The following is a 17122-nucleotide window of genomic DNA, read 5'->3' on the forward strand; positions in this document are numbered from 1 at the left end:
AGCAGGAACAGCCGATGGACATCAAACTGGAACTGGTCGCCGTCCCGGTCACCGACATCGACCGCGCCAAGGCCTTCTACGAGCGCGTCGGCTTCCACTCCGACCACGACGTCACGGTCAGCGAGGACATCCGCTTCGTCCAGCTGACCCCGCCCGGCTCGGCCTGCTCGATCGCCATCGGCAAGGGCCTCACCCGGATGACCCCCGGCTCGCTGGACAACATGCAGGTCGTGGTCGCGGACATCGAGGAGGCGTTCGCCGACCTCAAGGGCCGCGGCATCGAGGTGACGGAGATCCAGGACCTGCCCTGGGGTTCCTTCGTCTACTTCTCCGATCCGGACGGCAACGGCTGGGCGGTCCAGCAGACCACCCCCCGCACGGCCCCGGCGGGCTGAGTGGTACGGGCGGGCGCGACGGAGCCCGCCGGATTCGGACCGAAACGCCTCGGATGGGGTGATCGCCCCCGGACCCGTGGAGACTGTCCCCCGGGGAACACCCGAGGGACGACCGAATGGGAGTGAAGCCGTGAGCGCCGTCGCACTGCTGGGGACCGGGATCATGGGGTCGGGCATGGCCCGGAACCTGCTCAAGGCCGGACTCGAGGTCCGCGTGTGGAACCGGACCAGGGAGAAGGCGGCCGCGCTGGCCGCCGACGGTGCGACGGTCTGCGACAGCCCGGCCGAGGCGGTGGCCGGGGCCGAGGTGGTGATCACCATGCTGGCCGATGGCGCGGCGGTGGCCCGGGCCATGGCCGCGGCCGAGGAGGGGCTCACCGCCGGCCAGGTCTGGGCGCAGATGGGCACGGTCGGCGTGGCCTCGCTGGAGGAGCTGGCCGTCTTCGCCCAGGAGCGCGGGCTCGTCTTCGTCGACGCACCGGTGCAGGGCACCCGCGAGCCCGCCGAGGCCGGAACCCTGGTGGTACTGGTCTCCGGACCGGCCGACCCCCGGCTGGACCCGGTCTTCGCGGCCGTCGGCAGCAAGGTGCTGCCGGTCGGGGACGCGCCGGGTGCGGCGACCCGGCTGAAGCTGGCCACGGTCGGGTACGCGATCACGGTGACGGCGGCCGTGGGCGAGGCCCTGGCGCTGGCCGAGGGGCTCGGGGTGGACACGGAACTGTTCGCGCGGGTCGTGACGGGCGGGCCGATGGACAGCCCCTACCTCCAGGCCAAGATGCGGGCCGTGCTGGAGCGGGACTTCACTCCGAGCTTCACGGTGCGCGGCGCCGAGAAGGACACCGGGCTGATCGCCGATGCCGCCGGGGCGGCCGGGATCTCGGTGGACCTGGCGCTCGCCGCGCGGGCCCGTTTCCACCGTGCCGACGAACTGGGCCACGGCGCCGAGGACATGGCCGCCGGCTATTTCGCGAGCTTCCCCGACCAGCCCTGAGCCTGACCCGGGCCCCGGCCCGGCCCCGGCCCGGTCTCGCTGCCGCTGCCCGCTGCCCGCTGCCGCGGAAAACGGCTGTCGCCCCGCCGGAGCGCCCGGCTACGGTCCGGTCATGAACCGGACCCGCACGCGTGACCGCCGCCCGGCCCGGCCGCGGGCCGGGCGCCCGTCCTCCCCGCTCCCCCTGGGGCCGGCCGGGTCCTTGCCGGCCGAAGGGGCGGGGGTGGTGCTCGTCGGCTTCTTCTCCGGCAAGCGCAAGGACTTCGCCACGGTCATGGACGCGGCCGCCGCCGGGCTGGCCGCCCGGGGGATCCGGGTCCTGGGCCGCGCCGTCCAGCGCCGCGGCGTCTCGGACGGCGGCGTGCGCAAGATGTCCTGGCCGCTCTCCTCGCGGACCCTCATCCGCGGTGGGAAGGCCCGTGAGGTGACGGTGCTCCGGGAGGCCGTCGGAGCCGACGCGGTCGTCTTCGTCAATCCGCTGACGGACCACCAGCGCCGGGTCCTCGCGGAGCTCTTCGGCTGCCCCGCCGTCAGCCTCGCCGACGCTCCCGCCGAGTAGGCCGGCCCGGCTCCCACCCACACCGCCCGCGCTCAGTCCTCGTACGGCCGCGGGCGGGTGCGCAGCGTGTGGCCGTGCCGCAGGCCCTCCCGGAAGGCCGCCTCGTACGCCTGGTCGCCCAGTGCCCCGCGCGCGGTGCGCTCGAACTCCTCGCGTACGGAGGCCAGCTCGGGCGTACCGCGCTGCGGGTGGCCGACCGCCTGCCAGTAGGCGTGGCCCGTGCCGTACGCGCGCGCCGCGCCCGCCCCGTCGCCACCCGCGGCCCGGGCCGCCGCGAGCAGGTCGAGCCCGAGGGCGGTGCCGAAGCTGTCGCCCAGCTCCCGTTTGCCCTCCAGCATCGCGCGGGCGTGCACGGCGGACTCGGCGGGGCGGCTCTCGAACAGACAGATCAGGGCGAGCTGGTAGTCGGCGTAGGCCCGGGTCCAGTGCTCCCCGCGCTGGGCGCAGCCCGAACGCAAGTGCTCCGCCTCCTCGCGGGCGTCGCCGAGCAGGCCCATGCCGGTGAGTGCGAAGACCCGTACGAGGTGGCAGCGGAGCCGGGGCCCCGAGTCGAAGGGAGAACCGGGGAAGGCTTCCAGGGCGTTGTCCGAGACGATCCGGGCGGCCAGCGGCCGCCCGGCCAGCAGGTGGCTCAGGCCCAGCAGGTACGCGGCGTCGAGCGCCGGGCGCGCCCCGAGTCCGGTGGCGAGGGCCTCGCAGCCGACCGCGATCCGGTGGGCCTGGTCCTGCTCGCCCTGGAGCAGCAGGGTCACCCCGAGCGCCCACAGGGCGCGTGCGCGGACCGGCGCGGCCACGTCCTCCGGCCGTGCGGCGGCCAGGGCCCGCTCCAAGTAGCCGCGGGAAGCGTGCAGGTGGCCGCAGCAGGCCCAGTAGAAGCCGACCCGGGCCGCCAGGTCCAGGGCCAGGACCGGGGCGGTGGCCAGGCAGTGGTCGAGGGCCGCGCACAGGTCCCCGTACACCGCCGCGACGCGCCGGTATCCGAGCCTTTGGGCGGGTCCCAGCCAGTCCCGCTCGGCCGCGCGGACCAGGTCGGTGAAGTGGGCGGCGTGGGCGGTGCGCAGCGCCTCGCCTTCGCCGGCCTCTTCGCGCCACATGGCCCCGTACTCCCGGATCGTGTCCAGCATGCGGTACGAGCCGTCCGCGCACCGGCGCACGACGGATTTGGCGGCGAGGGCCTCCAGCAGCGGCGGGACCTGCGCCTGGGTGAGCGGGGCGGCCGAGCAGACGGCGCGGGCGGCCGCCGCGTCGAAGGATCCGCCGAAGACGGACAGCCGCAGCCACAGCAGCCGTTCGCGCGGTTCGCACCACTCGTGGCTCCAGCCGATGGCCGTGCGCAGCGCGCGGTGGCGGGGCGGCTGGAGGGGGGCGGCGGTGGACAGCCGTCCGATCCTGCGGGCGAGCCGGGCGGCGAGCTCCTCGACGGTGTGGTCCGTCAACTGCGCGGCGGCGAGTTCCAGCGCGAGGGGGACCCCCTCGAGGCGGGCGCAGACGGCCCGGGCGGCCGCGAGCCGGGCCTCCGTCCAGGGGGGCGCCTGCCCGGGGGCGGCCGCGGCGGCCCGCCGGGTGAAGAGCGCGAGGGCCTCCTCGGCCCCGCCGGGGTCGACTGCGTGCGGCAACGGGCCGATGTCCAGGACGTGTTCGCGCCCCAAGGCCAGCGACTGCCTGCTGGTGACGAGCACGACGAGGTGCGGGGCCGCGTCGAGCAGCTCGCGCACGAGGCCCCGTGCGGCCGTCACCAGGTGTTCGCAGCAGTCCAGTACGAGGAGCAGCCGGCGCTCGCCGATCCACTCCCGCACCGCCGCGTCCAGGGTGCGGGAGGTGTGGTCGGCCAGGTCGAGGGCGTCGGCGACAGTGGCGGCGAGCAGCCGCTCGTCGGGCAGCGGGGAGAGGTCGGCCCAGTGGACCCCGTCGGGGAACGGGCCCGCGGGGCCGGCGGCCTCCATGCGGTCGGCGGCGTGCCGGGCCAGGCGGCTCTTGCCGACTCCGCCCGGCCCGGTCAGCGTGACCAGCCGCCCGCCGCCGCCCGGCGGCGGGCCGTACCGCCCGCCGCCCCGCAACGCCCTGTCCAGGGCGGCCAGTTCACCGGCCCGCCCCACGAAGGAGGCGGACCCGTCGCGTTCGTACCCCTCGCCGTCTCCCAGCACCCGCCCAGTGTGGCGTACGCCCCGGAGCCACTCGACCTCCCCGCTGATGTCCCCGCCGGTGTCCCCGCCGGGCGCAGACGGCCTCGGCAACGCCCATTTCGAGACCACTGCCCTCGACCCGGCCCCGGGCGAGCGGCCGGTCCTGTATGTCGACGCCCCGCCGAAGCCCGCGAAGACGCCCCGGACGAGGGCCGCGGCCTGCTCCTCGGCCTCCCGCAGGACCGGGCTGCGGCTGATCTGCCCCCGGACGGTTAAACGTTGACGAACTGTCAGAGATGATCATGCCTGCGGATGTTTGGGTGGACGTCGGTACAGCTCGGCGTGTACATGGCGGTTGATTCCGGGCTATGGACGGCTCTTGACGGTACATGGGGGTTGTGCGAATCTCTCGACAGGTCTGGACCAATTGTCTTCATCGGGCGGGGGCCCGAGTCACCAGATGCCCCGGGGGATCCCGGGGCATCCGGCGGACCTGACCGCTTACGGCCGTCGGCCGGTCCCCGGGGGTGGGCCGGACGCCACGCGATGGCCGGAACCTACTCCGAACCCGGTTGCCGCAGCCTGCCGTTGGCGTCTGAAGCCACGACACGTGTGGTGGCCCGTGCCCATGCCGCGTCCGCACGTTCACCCGTGCTGCTCGTCCATCCTGCTCCGACGTCCTAAGTGAGCCGCCGATGTCCGAAGTCCCCTCCCTGCCCGACCGCATCCCGGCCTCGCCGGCCCAGCAGGGCGTCTGGCTGACCGATCGGCTGGGGCTGGCCCGCGAGGCGTTCCACATGCCGGTGCGGATCTCCTTCGACCGGATCGACGCGGCGGCGCTGGCCCGCGCGGTGACAGCTGTGACCGGGCGTCATCCGGCCCTCGCCGCCCGGCTTGTGGAGCGTGACGGCCAGGTCTGGCAGGAACCCGCGGCACAGCGGCCCGAACTGGTGCAGCTCGAAGCACCCGTGGACGAGGCTGACTTGGAGAAGCGACTGGAGGAGGAGGCCGCTCGTCCGTTCGCCCTGGAGACCGGCCCGCTCAGCCGCTTCACCCTGCACCGGCGCGCCGACGGCAGCGCCGAACTGCTCGTCACCGCCCACCACTCGGTCTTCGACGGCAACTCCAAGGACGTCCTGACCCGGGACCTCGCAGCCGCGTACGGCTGCTCGGCGCCCCTGCCCGCGACCACTGCACCCGCCGCATCGACCGCGCCGACCGATCCGACCGCGGAGCCGGGCACCGTACGGAGAGCCGCCGAGTGGTACGGGCCGCGCTGGGCCGCCGCCACCGACCCGGTACTGCCCGGCGCGCCGCGCACCCCGACCATCGCCGGGCCCGGTGAGGCGGTCGAGTGGCGCCTCGACGGCTCCGAGGCGGGCGAGTTGGCCGCCGCGGCCGCCCTCGGCGGCGTCACCGTCTTCGAGTTCCTGCTCTCGGCCCTGCACGGGCTGCTGCGCCGCTACGGCGGCGAAGCGGTGCCGGTGTCCGTCCCGCTCTCCACCCGGACCACCGAACTCACCGGGGAAATAGGGCTGTTCGTCAATGAGCTGCCCGTCCACGCGCCTGCGGCCGATGCGTCACAGACCTTCACCGCCTTCGCCGCCGCCGTCCGGGCCGAGCTGCGGGCCGGCTACCCGTACCGCGGCGTGCCCTTCGGGAGCGCCGTCGCCGGACTGGGCCCCCGCGTCGGCCTGACCGCGGTCTCCCTCGGCTACCGCCGGCGCGGCCCGGACCCGGACTTCGCCGACACCGGTGCCCGGATCGCCTGGGCCGTGCACAACCGCACCGCCCGCAACACCCTCCACCTCCAGATCGTCGAAGCCCCCGGTACCCCCGGCACCCCGGGCGGCGGCATCGACTTCAGCCTCCAGTACGATCCGGCCGTGCTCGCCCCGGAGGCCGCCCGCCGGATCGCCGGCCACTACAGCACCCTGCTCGCCGGCGCGGTCGCCGCGCCCGGCGCCCGGCTGGTGGACCTGCCGCTGATGGACGCCGCCGAACTCCGGGACGTCACCACCGCGCCGAACGACACCGACCGGCCCTACCCGGCCGACCGGACCGTGCTCGACCTGGTCCGCGCCCAGGCCGCCGCCACCCCCGAGGCGATCGCGGTCAGCGCCAACGGCCGCCACCTCAGCTACCGGGAACTACTGTCCCGTACAGACGAGTTGGCCGCAGCGCTGCGCGCCAACGGCGTCCGGCCCGGCGACCTGGTCGCCCTCCACCTGGACCGCACCGCCGACCTGCCCGCCGCGCTGCTCGGCGTACTCGCCACCGGCGCGGCGTACCTGCCGCTGGACCCCGGCTATCCGGCCGAGCGCCTCGCCCTCGTCCTGCGCGACTCCGGAGCCGCTCTGGTGCTCGCCGACCGCGAGCCTTCGCCCGCGGTCGCCGCCGCCGCGCCCTCGGTCCTACGGCTCCCGGCGCCGTCGGCGCAGGACCCGGCCGGGGCCTCCCCCGACACCGTCCCCGACTCCGCCCTCGACTCCGCCCCGGGTCCGGGCGATGTGGCGTACGTCCTCTACACCTCCGGCTCCACGGGCCGCCCCAAGGGCGTCGAGGTCGGCCACCGGGCGTTGGTCAACCTGCTCACCTCCTTCGCCGACCGGCTCGACTCCGGCCCCCAGCACGCCTGGCTCGGCTTGACCTCGCTCTCCTTCGACATCTCCGCGCTGGAGCTCTACCTGCCGCTGATCACCGGCGGCCGCCTGGTCCTGGCCCCGGACGGCCTCGCCGTCGACGGCCCCGGCCTGCTCGCACTGATCGGCGCCGAGGGCGTCACCCACGTCCAGGCCACCCCGTCCGGCTGGCGGGTGATGCTCACGGCAGGGACCGGCGCCGACGCGCTCACCGCCGTCACCGGACTGGCCGGCGGCGAGGCGCTACCACTGCCGCTCGCCCGCGAACTGCGCGCGCGCACCGCCCGGTTGTTCAATGTTTACGGGCCCACCGAGACCACCATCTGGTCCACCTGCGCCGAACTCCCCGCCGATCCCGAGCAGGTCAGGATCGGCCGCCCGATCGCCAACACCCAGACCTACGTCGTCGACGAGCAGCTGCGCCCCACCCCGCTCGGCATCCCCGGAGAGCTGCTGATCGGCGGGGACGGCGTCGCCCACGGCTACCTCGGCCGACCCGAACTCACCGCCGACCGCTTCGTGCAGAGCCCCTTCGGCCCGCCCGACGCCCGGCTCTACCGCACCGGGGACCGCGCCGTCCGGACGTCCGACGGCGAACTCGACTTCCTCGGCCGGATCGACGACCAGGTCAAGATCCGCGGCCACCGGATCGAACTCGGCGAGATCGAGTCCGCCCTGCTGGAGCACCCGGCCCTGGCCCAGGCAGCCGTTGCCGTCCGCACCGAGGAGGACGGCGAGCCCTTCCTGGCCGGCTACCTGGTCCCGGCCGCCGGCACCCGGCCGCCCGCCCCCGCCGACCTGCGCGACCACCTGACGCGCACGCTGCCGGCCGCGATGGTGCCGCAGCGCTGGCTCACCGTGGACCGCTTGCCGCTCACCCCGAACGGCAAGTTGGACCGGCGGGCCCTACCGGTACCGCCACGCGAGGCCCCGGCGCCACGGCCCGCCGATGCCGCCGATCCCCGCGATCCCGCCGATCCCGCCGATCCCGGCGACGAGACGACCGGAACGGTCCGCCGGATCTGGGCCGAGGTGCTGAACCTGCCCGATGTCGGCCCGGAGGACGACCTGTTCGACCTCGGCGGGCACTCGCTGACGGTGATCCAGATCGCCGCCCGGATCCGCGACGCGCTCGGTGTGGAAGTCGACTTCGACGTCTTCTTCGACGTCCCGACCCCGGCCGGCATCGCCGCCGCCGTCCGCGAGCGCCAGTAGGCCCCGCGCCCGGCACTCCGGGCGCAGGCCACCCGGCCGTGCCCCACACCGGGCACGGGCCGCTCTGCCGTGCCCGGCCCCCGCCGCGTCCGCACCCTCCGATCACCCCGCCGATCGCCCGAACAGGAACCCGATGACGGATACCCAGGACCTGCCCACCGACTGGTCCGCAGCCAAGCGCGCCCTGCTCAGCCAGCGGCTGCGCGGCACGGCGGCCCCCGCCCGGGTGGTGGACCCCCGCCCGGCGGACACCGCGCCGCCGCCCTCCAGCGGCCAGGAACGGCTCTGGTTCATGGACCAGTTCGCTCCCGGCTCCACGGCCTACACGCTGGCGCCGGCCCGCCGGCTCCGAGGCCCCTTCGACCGCGCCGCACTGGACGCCGCGCTGACCGACCTGGTGGCCCGGCACGAGAGCCTGCGGATGACCTTCCGCACCACCGAGGCCGGCACCGCCGAGGTCCGGGTCGCCGAGCCCGCGCTGTTCGCCGCCCAGCACCTGGACGCCAGCGCGGACCCGGACCCGGAGGCGCGCGCCGCCGCCGAACTCGGCGCGCTGATCGCCGAACCCTTCGACCTCCAGGCCGGCCCACTGCTGCGCGCCCTGGTGGTCCGGATCGCCGAGGACGACCACGTCCTCGCGCTGGTGATGCACCACATCATCTGCGACGGCTGGTCGATCGACCTCCTCAACCGGGAGCTCGACCTCCGCTACGCCCACCACGCCCATGGCGCCCCTGGTGAACTGCCGGCCCTCGCCGTCCAGTTCGGGGACTACGCGGCCTGGCAACGGGACCGCCTGGAGAACGGGCGGCTCGCCGCCTCGCGTGAGCACTGGCGCAGCGAACTCGACGGCGTCCCGGCCCTGGAGCTGCCCTCCGACCGGCCCCGCCCGCCGCTGTTCACCTTCGACGGGGCCGCGACCGAGTTCCACTGGAGCGCCGAACTCTCCCGCCAGGTCGGCGAGGTGGCACGAACCTACGGCGCCTCCACGTACATGGTGCTGATGGCCGCGTTCCAGGCCCTGCTGGGCCGGCACGCCGGTCAGCGCGACTTCGCCGTCGGCTCCGCCGTCGCCGGCCGTCTCCACCGTGAACTCGAAGGCGTCGTAGGCGCGTTCGTCAACATGCTGCCGATCCGCGCCCGGCTCTCCGCCGACCTCGACTTCGGCCGACTGATCAGCCGGGTCCGCGAGACCACGCTCGACGCGTACGCGCACCAGGAAGTGCCGTTCGAGCAGATGGTCAACGATCTCGCGGTGGAACGCGACGTCAGCCGCGCCGCCGTCTTCCAGACCACCTTCGCCTTCCAGAACTACGGCGACCGCGCCGCCACCCCCACCCCGGGCCTGGACTCCGAGGGCTTCGGCTACGAAGCCACCACCACCCACGCCGACCTCGCCCTCTACATGCGCGAGGAGCCGGACGGCGGCCTCTACGGCCTGCTCACCTACCGCACCGACCTCTTCGACGCCGGCACCGTCGAGCGCCTCGCCGAGCGGTTCGAGCTGCTGACCGCGGCCGCCGTCGCCGACCCCGCGCTGCCGGTCGACCGACTCCCGCTGCTCAGCGCGGCCGAGCGGACGGCCGTCCTGGGGACCTGGGCTGCCGGTCCCGCGCTACCGGAGGGCGGTCCCGCCACGCTCACCGAGGCGCTGGCCCGGACGGCGGCCCGGACGCCCGAGGCGCCGGCGCTGGTCTTCGAGGGCCGCACGCTGACCTACGGCGACCTCGACCGGCGCGCCAACGCCATGGCCCGGCGCCTGCGGGCGCTGGGCGTGGGTGCGGACGACCGGGTGGCCGTCTGCCTGGAGCAGTCCCCCGAGCTGGCGGTCGCCCTGGTCGCCGTCCTCAAGGCCGGCGGCGGCTACCTGCCGCTCGACCCCGAGCAGCCCCCCGCCCGGCTCGCCCACCTGGTCGCCGACGCCGGAGCCAAGGTCCTGATCACCGACAGCGTGCTGCGGCCGCGGTTCGGCGACCACCCGGCGGTCGACCTGCTGACCGGCGACGGCGGCGACGCGACGGAGTGGGACGGGGTGGAGTGGGACGGGGCGGAGTGGGACGGGGCTCCGCTGGAGGAGGTGTCCGGCGCCGACCACCTGGCGTACGTGATCTACACCTCGGGCTCCACCGGCACCCCCAAGGGCGTCGCGGTGCAGCACCGCCAGATCCTCAACTACCTCGCGGGCGCGGGCGAGCGGCTGCGGATCGAACCCGGGGCCTCCTTCGGGCTGCTCCAGTCGCTCGCCTTCGACTTCAGCATGACCATGCTCTACCTGGCGCTCACCACCGGCGGCCGGGTACACCTGCTGCCGCGCCGGATCGCGGGCGTGGAACTGGCCGCGGAGATCGAGCGGGCCGGCATCGACCACCTGAAGATGACGCCCTCCCACCTGGCCGCGCTGACCGCCGACGCACCGATCGAGCAGCTGCTGCCGCGCCGTACGCTCGTCCTCGGCGGCGAGGCCAGCACCTGGTCCTGGGCGGCGGGCATCGCCGCGCTGGGCCGGTGCGCCGTGTTCAACCACTACGGGCCGACCGAGGCGACGGTGGGGATCACCGTCCACGAGGTCACCGCCGACGGCCTGAACGCGCCGGGCAACACCCCGATCGGCACTCCGCTGGCCGGCGGGCGCTGCTACGTGCTGGACGAAGCCCGCAACCCCGTTCCGCCGGGCGTCACCGGCGAGTTGTACCTCGGCGGGGACCGGCTGGCCCGGGGCTACCTCGGGCGGCCGGACCTGACCGCCGAGCGGTTCCTGCCCGACCCGTACGCCGACCCGGCCGGCGCGGCGCCGTACGCCGGCCCGGCCGGCACCGACCGGGGCGCCCCGGGCTCCGGCGGCCCGCGGATGTACCGCACCGGCGACCTGGCGCGCTGGCGCACCGACGGGACCCTGGACTACCTCGGCCGCGGCGACGACCAGATCAAGGTCCGCGGCTACCGGGTCGAGCCCGGCGAGATCGAGGCCGCGCTGACCGCCCTGCCCGGCATCACCCAGGCGGTGGTCCTGGCCCGCGGCGAGGGCGTCAAGCAGAACCTCGTCGCCTACCTGGAGCGCCCCGCCGGCGGTGAACCGCCGGCCGCCGCCGAACTGCGCGCCGCCCTGGGCGAGGTCCTGCCGGACTACATGGTCCCGGCCCGCTACGTGGTGCTGGAGCGGCTGCCGCTGCTCGCCCACGGCAAGGTCGACCGCACGTCGCTGCCCGCGCCCGCGGACGGCCCGGCCGCCGGCGCCCACGTCGACCCCGAGGGCGAGACCGAGCAGGCGATCGCCGCCATGTGGGCGGACCTGCTGGACCTCCCCCGGGTCGGAGCGCTGGACGACTTCTTCGAGCTCGGGGGGCACTCCCTGCTCGCCACCCAGGTGGTGGCCCGGATGCGCCGGGCCTTCCCCGAACTGGCCACCCCCGTCGGCGTGATGGACCTCTTCAAGCACCCGACGGTCCGTCGGCTCGCCGAACTGGTGGCCACCCCCGAGGCCGACCGCGGCCCGCGCCGGCTGCTGCACCTGCTCACCCCCGAGCGCCGCAAGGCGGCCGCCACAGTGGTCTGCGCCCCCTACGGCGGCGGCAGCGCACTGATCTACAAGCCGCTCGCCGACGCCATGCCGGCGGACTGGGCCCTGCACTCCATCGCCGTCCCCGGCCACGAGCTGGGCGAGGAGGCGATGGACATCGACGAGGTCGCCCGGCTCTGTGCCGAGGAGATCGTCGCCAACGTCGCCGGACCGCTGGTGCTGTACGGGCACTGCGGGGTCGGCGTCCGGCTGACCGTGGAGATCGCCCGCCGGGTGGAGGCGGCCGGCCGGGAGATCGACGCCGTCCACCTCGGAGGCATCTTCCCGTTCGCCCGCCCGAAGGGCCGCGGCGCGGCGCTGGCCGAGCGCTTCGCCGAGCTGTCCGCCCGCCTGCGCAGCGACCAGGGCATGATCAACGCCCTGGCCGCGGCGGGCCTGGACGTGGACGAGGTCGACGAGGACCAGCTGCGGCTGATCGTGCACAACCGCCGGGTCGGCACCAAGGGCGCCGAGCGCTACTTCGGCGAGCTGTACGAGAGCGAGGGCGGCTCCATCACGGCGCCGGTGATCGCCGTCTGCGGCGACCGCGATCCGGCGACGGAGTTCTACCAGGAGCGGTTCCGCGAGTGGCACCGGATCACCGGGACCGCCGCCGTGGTGGTCCTGGACGAAGCCGGGCACTTCTACCTCAAGTACCGCGCCGAGGAGTTGGCCGGCATCGTGACCGGGGTGCACCGCTCGATCGCCGCCGGCGAGGAGGCGCGCCACGAACGCACCGCCGACGCCACCTGGTGGTTGGCCGGGCTGTCCCGCGACGCCGCCGAGACGGCGGAGCCGGACCCCGGGCCGGAACCCGTCTCGGACCCCGGGCGGCAGGAGGTGTCGGAGCGGTCCGGGACGCCGGGGAAGTCCCGCACGGCCCGCAAGGCCCGCGCGCGCGGCCCCGTCCGGCCGACCATGGGCCGCTTCCTGGCCATCGCCACCGGCCAGCAGCTCTCGATGATCGGCTCGGCGCTCACCGAGTTCGCCCTGCCCATCTGGATCTACCTGCAGACCGGCTCGCTGTTCCAACTCGGCATGCTCGCCGCCTTCGGCCTGGTGCCCGGCATCGTGGCCGCCCCGCTGGCCGGTGCCATCGTCGACCGCGGCGACCGCCGCCGGGTGATGCTGTGGGGCGACGTCGCGGCCGGCCTGACCCAGGCGGCCCTGCTGGTGCTCTACCTCAGCGACTCCCTGGAGATCTGGCACTGCTACGTGATGATCTCCCTGCTCTCCGCCGCGCTCGCCTTCCAGCGCGTCGCCTGGGGCTCGGCGGTGCCGCAGCTGGTGCCCAAGCGCTTCCTCGGCCGCGCCAACGGTGTGGTCCAAATGGCCCTCGGCCTCGCCCAGTTCCTCGTTCCGCTGATCGCCGTCGGCATCCTGCACGTGATCGGCCTCGGCGGCATCCTGGTCTTCGACGTCGTCAGCTACCTGATCGCCACCGGCGTCACCCTGGCCGTGCGCTTCCCCGACGTGATGGCCGCCACCCGCCGCGAGAGCGTCGCCGCCGAGATCCGGGCCGGCTTCCAACGGGCCCTCGGCAGCCGCCACTTCAGGGCCATGCTGTTCTGGTTCGCGGCACTGAACATCTTCCTCTCCCCGCTCTTCCTGCTCGTCACCCCGCTGGTGCTCTCCTTCTCCTCGACCGCCGCGGCCGGTTGGGTCTCCACCGCGGCCGGCCTGGGCGCCGTCCTCGGCGGCCTCACCCTGGTGGTCTGGGGAGGCCCGCGCCGGATGCGCCTGCGCGGCGTCCTGTTCGCCACCCTCGGCCTCGCCGCCGCCTGCGTCGTCACCGGCCTGCGGCCCTCGGTGACCGTGGTCGCCGTCGGCGCGTTCGGCATGACCTACGGGCTGGCGCTGCTCAACGGCATCTACGCCACGGTCATCCAGACCAAGGTGCCGATGCGCTTCCACGGCCGGGTGATCGCGGTGAACACCCTGGTCGCCTGGTCCACCCTGCCGATCGGCTTCGCCCTGGTCGCCCCGGCCGGCCCCGAACTGCTCCAGCCCCTGATGGACGAGGGCGGCGCACTGGCCTCCAGTATCGGCGCGCTGATCGGCACCGGCGACGGGCGCGGCATCGGCCTGCTCTACCTGGTGTTCGGCCTCGCCATGGCCGCACTGGTCCTGATCAGCCTCTGCATCCCCGTCCTTGCCCGCTTCGACCGGGAAGTCCCGGACGCCGAGTCCGACGACCTGATCGGCCTGGAGACCCTGCAGGCCCGCGCGAAAAGCGAGATGAACAGATGACCTCCCCGAGCCCGACCCCGAGCCCGACTCCGAGCCCGACCCCGAGCCCGACCCCGATCGCCCGCCATCCGCTGACCGACGAGCAGCGTCGCCTCTGGTTCCTCCAGCAACTGGGACCCCAGGACTCGGGCTTCAACATGTATCTGAACCGGCGCTGGAGCGGGCCGATCGACGCGCGGGCGCTGGGCGCGGCGCTCACCCGGCTCACCGAGCGGCACCAGGTGCTGCGCACCCGGTTCGCCCTGGACGGCGAGCAGCCCGTCCAACTCGTCGAGCCCGTACGGGACATCCAAGTCACCGTGGTCCGGATACCGGACGCCGCCGAGGAGTCCTTCACCGCGGCCTGCGCCCCCTTCGTCAACGCCCCCTTCGACCTGGGCGAGCGCCCACCGCTGCGGGCCGTCCTGGTCAGCGCCGGCGAGCACGAGCACGCCCTGAGCGTGGTGGTCCACCACATCGTCTCCGACGGCTGGTCGTTCACCGTGCTGTGGCGTGAACTCCTGGCGCTCTACCGCGAGGAGATCGGCGAGGGTCCGGCCGAACTGCCCGTACTGAAGCTCCAGTTCGGCGACTTCGCGCTCGCCGAGCGGACCAGGCTGGACGGCGGCGCGGCCGAGGAGGCGGTCCGGCTCTGGAGCGGACGGCTGGCCGGGGTCAGCGCCCTGCGGATGCCGCTGGACCACCCCAGGCCCGCCGAGCCCGCCCACCCGGCCGGCTTCGCCGACCTCGCCCTCGACCCCGGGCTCGTCGCCGGGCTCGACGCCCTGGCCCGCGAGCAGCGCTGCACCCCGTTCATGGTGCTGCTCGCCGCCTACCAGAGCGTGCTGGCCCGCTGGAGCGGCGACTACGACTTCGCCGTCGGCACCCCCCTGGCCGGCCGCAACGAGACCGCCCACGAGGCCCTGCTCGGCTACTTCTCCCGCACCGGGGTGATCCGTGCGGACCTCACCGGCGAGCCCGACTTCCGCACCGTGCTGCGCCGGGTGCGCTCCGCCACGATGGCCGCGCTGAGCCATCAGGACATCCCGGTCGAGCGGGTGGCCGCCGAACTGGGGCTGCCCGTGCTGCCCGGCGTCGGCCCGCTCTACCAGGCGGTGTTCGTCCACCAGAGCCAGTACGAGCTGGCCGGCGCCGACGAGCGGACCTCGCTGCCCGCGGGCGTCCGGACGGCGGACATGGACTCCGGTTTCGACCGGGCCAAGACCGATCTGCTGTTGGACAGTTGGCGCACCCCGAACGGCGGGATGACGCTCTCGTTCTGCTTCGACCGGGAGCTCTTCGAGCGCCCCACGGTCGAGGCTCTGGCGCGCCGGGTACGCGACCTGCTCGCCCGAGCCGTCGTGGACGTGGAGGTCCCGCTGCACGGTGACTGGCTGTTGGCCGTCGAGGAGCGCGCCGCGCTGCTCGCCCTCGGCGCCGGACCCGCCGTCACCGAGGCCCCCCGCCCGATCCTGCGCGGCTTCGCCGACCAGGTGGCCGCCCGCCCCGACGCACCCGCCCTGGAGTGCGCGGGGAGCGTCCGTACCTACGCCGAACTCGACCGCGCCTCGGATGAGTTGGCAGGTCGACTGGGCCCGGTGGCCGGCCGTGCGGTGGGCGTCCGGATCGAGCCGTCCTTCGAACTGGTCACCGCCCTGCTGGCGATCTGGAAGGCCGGCGCGGGCTACCTGCCGCTCGACCCCGCGCACCCGGCCGAGCGCCAGCGGCTGATGCTCGGCGAGGCGGACGCCGCCCTGCTGCTCACCGCGGGCGAGCATCCGGACCTGGGGGTCCCGGTGCTGGCCGTCGACGATCCGGACACCGGGCCCGGGCAGGCCGGGACCGAGCCGGCCGGAGCCGCGGGCATCGCGTCCGGGAGCACGGGGCACGCGGGGGCCGCGCTGCCCGGGACCGACCCGGGCGGCCTCGCGTACGTCCTCTACACCTCGGGCTCCACCGGCGCCCCCAAGGGCGTCGCCGTCGAGCACGCCGCTCTGGCCGAGCGCGTCCGGTGGATGGCAGGACCGGAGGGCTACCGGCTTCGGCCGGGCGACCGGATCGTCCAGTTCGCCTCCATCGGGTTCGACACCCACGCCGAGGAGATCTGGCCCGCCCTCACCGCGGGCGCCTGTGTCGTCCTGCTGCCCGGCGGCGGCCGGATGCTGCCCGACCTGCTGCGCGGCGAGGCCGGCCGGTCCGTCACCGTACTCGACCTGCCCACCGCGTACTGGGAGGAGCTGGTGTCGCTCGGAGACCAGGCCCCGTGGCCGCCGGCCCTGCGCCTGGTGGTCCTCGGCGGTTCCGAGGCGCGCGCCGTCACCCTCGCCCGGTGGCGGGAGCGGCACGGCGACACCGTCCGGCTGGTCAACACCTACGGCCCGACCGAGGCCACCGTCATCGTCACCGCGGGCGACCTCGGTGGCGGTGACGCTGGCGAACTCCGTGGCGGCCTCGGTGGCGGCCTCGGTGGCGGGCCCGCCGCCGAGCGGCGCCCGCCGCTCGGCCGTCCGCTGCCGGGGGTGCGGCTCTACGTCTTGGACGAGCGCGGCAGCCTGCTGCCCGCCGGCTCCGAGGGCGAGCTGTACATCGGCGGCGAAGGCCTCGCGCGCGGCTACCTGGCCCGGCCCGAGCTGACCGCGGAGGCCTTCCTCCCGGATCCGTTCGCCGACGCCCCGGACGGCCGGATGTACCGCACCGGCGACCGCGCCCGGTGGCGCACCGACGGGCAGTTGGAGTTCCTCGGCCGCGCCGACGGCCAGGTGAAGATCCGCGGATACCGGATCGAGCCCGCCGAGATCGAGGCCGCCCTCACCGCCCACCCGGCCGTCGGCCGGGTGGCCGTCCTGGTCCGCGACGGCCGCCGGCTGATCGCCTACGCCGTCCCGCGCCCGGCCGCACCGCGGGCGGGCGAACTGCGCGAGTACCTGGCGCTGCGCCTGCCGTCCTTCATGGTGCCGGACGCCGTGGTCCTGCTCGACACCCTCCCGCTCACCGCCAACGGCAAGCTCGATGCCGCGGCCCTGCCCGACCCGGACCCGGCGGGTGCCGCCGCCGGGTACCTGGCGCCCCGCACCGATGCCGAGGCCCTGGTGGTCGACCTCTGGCAGGAGGTGCTCGGCGTACCGAAGGTCGGCGTACTGGACGACTTCCTCGCCCTCGGCGGGGACTCGCTCCTGGTCACCAGGGTCGCCGCCCGCATCCGGGCGGGCGTCGGCCTCGACGTGTCGATCCGCGACGTCTTCGAGAGCCCCACCCCGGCAGCCCTGGCGGCCCGGATCGAGGCACTGCTGATCGCGGAGATCGACGCCCTCAGCGAGGAGGAGGCCGCCGACCGGCTGGACTGACTCCGCCCGCCCGCCCTACCCACCTCCCACCGAATCCCACCGAATCGCACCGGAGAACACCATCGACA

Annotated in this window: 7 protein-coding genes; 6 read left to right on the forward strand and 1 reads right to left on the reverse strand. The window is 74.9% G+C overall.

Translation table 11 applies throughout. The annotated features are described in order from the left end of the window. The first annotated feature begins 14 nt into the window (after positions 1-14). The 3 genes from DRB89_RS17665 (at position 15) to DRB89_RS44595 (ending at position 1945) form a co-directional block, all read left to right on the forward strand. On the forward strand, positions 15-395 hold the full coding sequence (locus DRB89_RS17665; protein ID WP_112451925.1) for a VOC family protein: 381 nt from the start codon (positions 15-17) through the stop codon (positions 393-395). Between the two features lie 130 nt (positions 396-525). After that, positions 526-1386: an NAD(P)-dependent oxidoreductase gene (locus DRB89_RS17670; protein ID WP_112451926.1), complete on the forward strand. Its 861-nt coding sequence runs from the start codon at positions 526-528 to the stop codon at positions 1384-1386. Positions 1387-1498: 112 nt separating this feature from the next. Then, positions 1499-1945: a hypothetical protein gene (locus DRB89_RS44595; RefSeq protein WP_239516201.1), complete on the forward strand. Its 447-nt coding sequence runs from the start codon at positions 1499-1501 to the stop codon at positions 1943-1945. Positions 1946-1977: 32 nt separating this feature from the next. Here the strand turns inward: DRB89_RS44595 and DRB89_RS17680 are convergent, their stop codons facing one another. Then, the gene (locus DRB89_RS17680) at positions 1978-4089 is read right to left on the reverse strand and encodes an NB-ARC domain-containing protein (protein ID WP_239516202.1); all 2112 of its coding nucleotides are present in this window, start codon (positions 4087-4089) and stop codon (positions 1978-1980) included. A 674-nt stretch (positions 4090-4763) separates the two neighbouring features. Between DRB89_RS17680 and DRB89_RS17685 the strand changes: the two genes are divergently transcribed. The 3 genes from DRB89_RS17685 to DRB89_RS17695 all read left to right on the forward strand — a co-directional run bounded on the left by DRB89_RS17685 (position 4764) and on the right by DRB89_RS17695 (position 17054). Next, positions 4764-7925: a non-ribosomal peptide synthetase gene (locus DRB89_RS17685; protein ID WP_112463333.1), complete on the forward strand. Its 3162-nt coding sequence runs from the start codon at positions 4764-4766 to the stop codon at positions 7923-7925. A 133-nt stretch (positions 7926-8058) separates the two neighbouring features. After that, the gene (locus DRB89_RS17690; RefSeq protein ID WP_112463334.1) at positions 8059-13731 is read left to right on the forward strand and encodes a non-ribosomal peptide synthetase/MFS transporter; all 5673 of its coding nucleotides are present in this window, start codon (positions 8059-8061) and stop codon (positions 13729-13731) included. Then, positions 13728-17054 (forward strand): non-ribosomal peptide synthetase, encoded by a 3327-nt coding sequence (locus DRB89_RS17695; RefSeq protein WP_112463335.1) that lies wholly within the window; start codon positions 13728-13730, stop codon positions 17052-17054. Before DRB89_RS17690 ends, DRB89_RS17695 begins: the two co-directional genes overlap by 4 nt. Positions 17055-17122 lie beyond the last annotated feature (68 nt).

Origin of the sequence: Streptomyces sp. ICC4 (assembly GCF_003287915.1) — a bacterium.
GTDB lineage: Bacteria > Actinomycetota > Actinomycetes > Streptomycetales > Streptomycetaceae > Streptomyces > Streptomyces tritrimontium.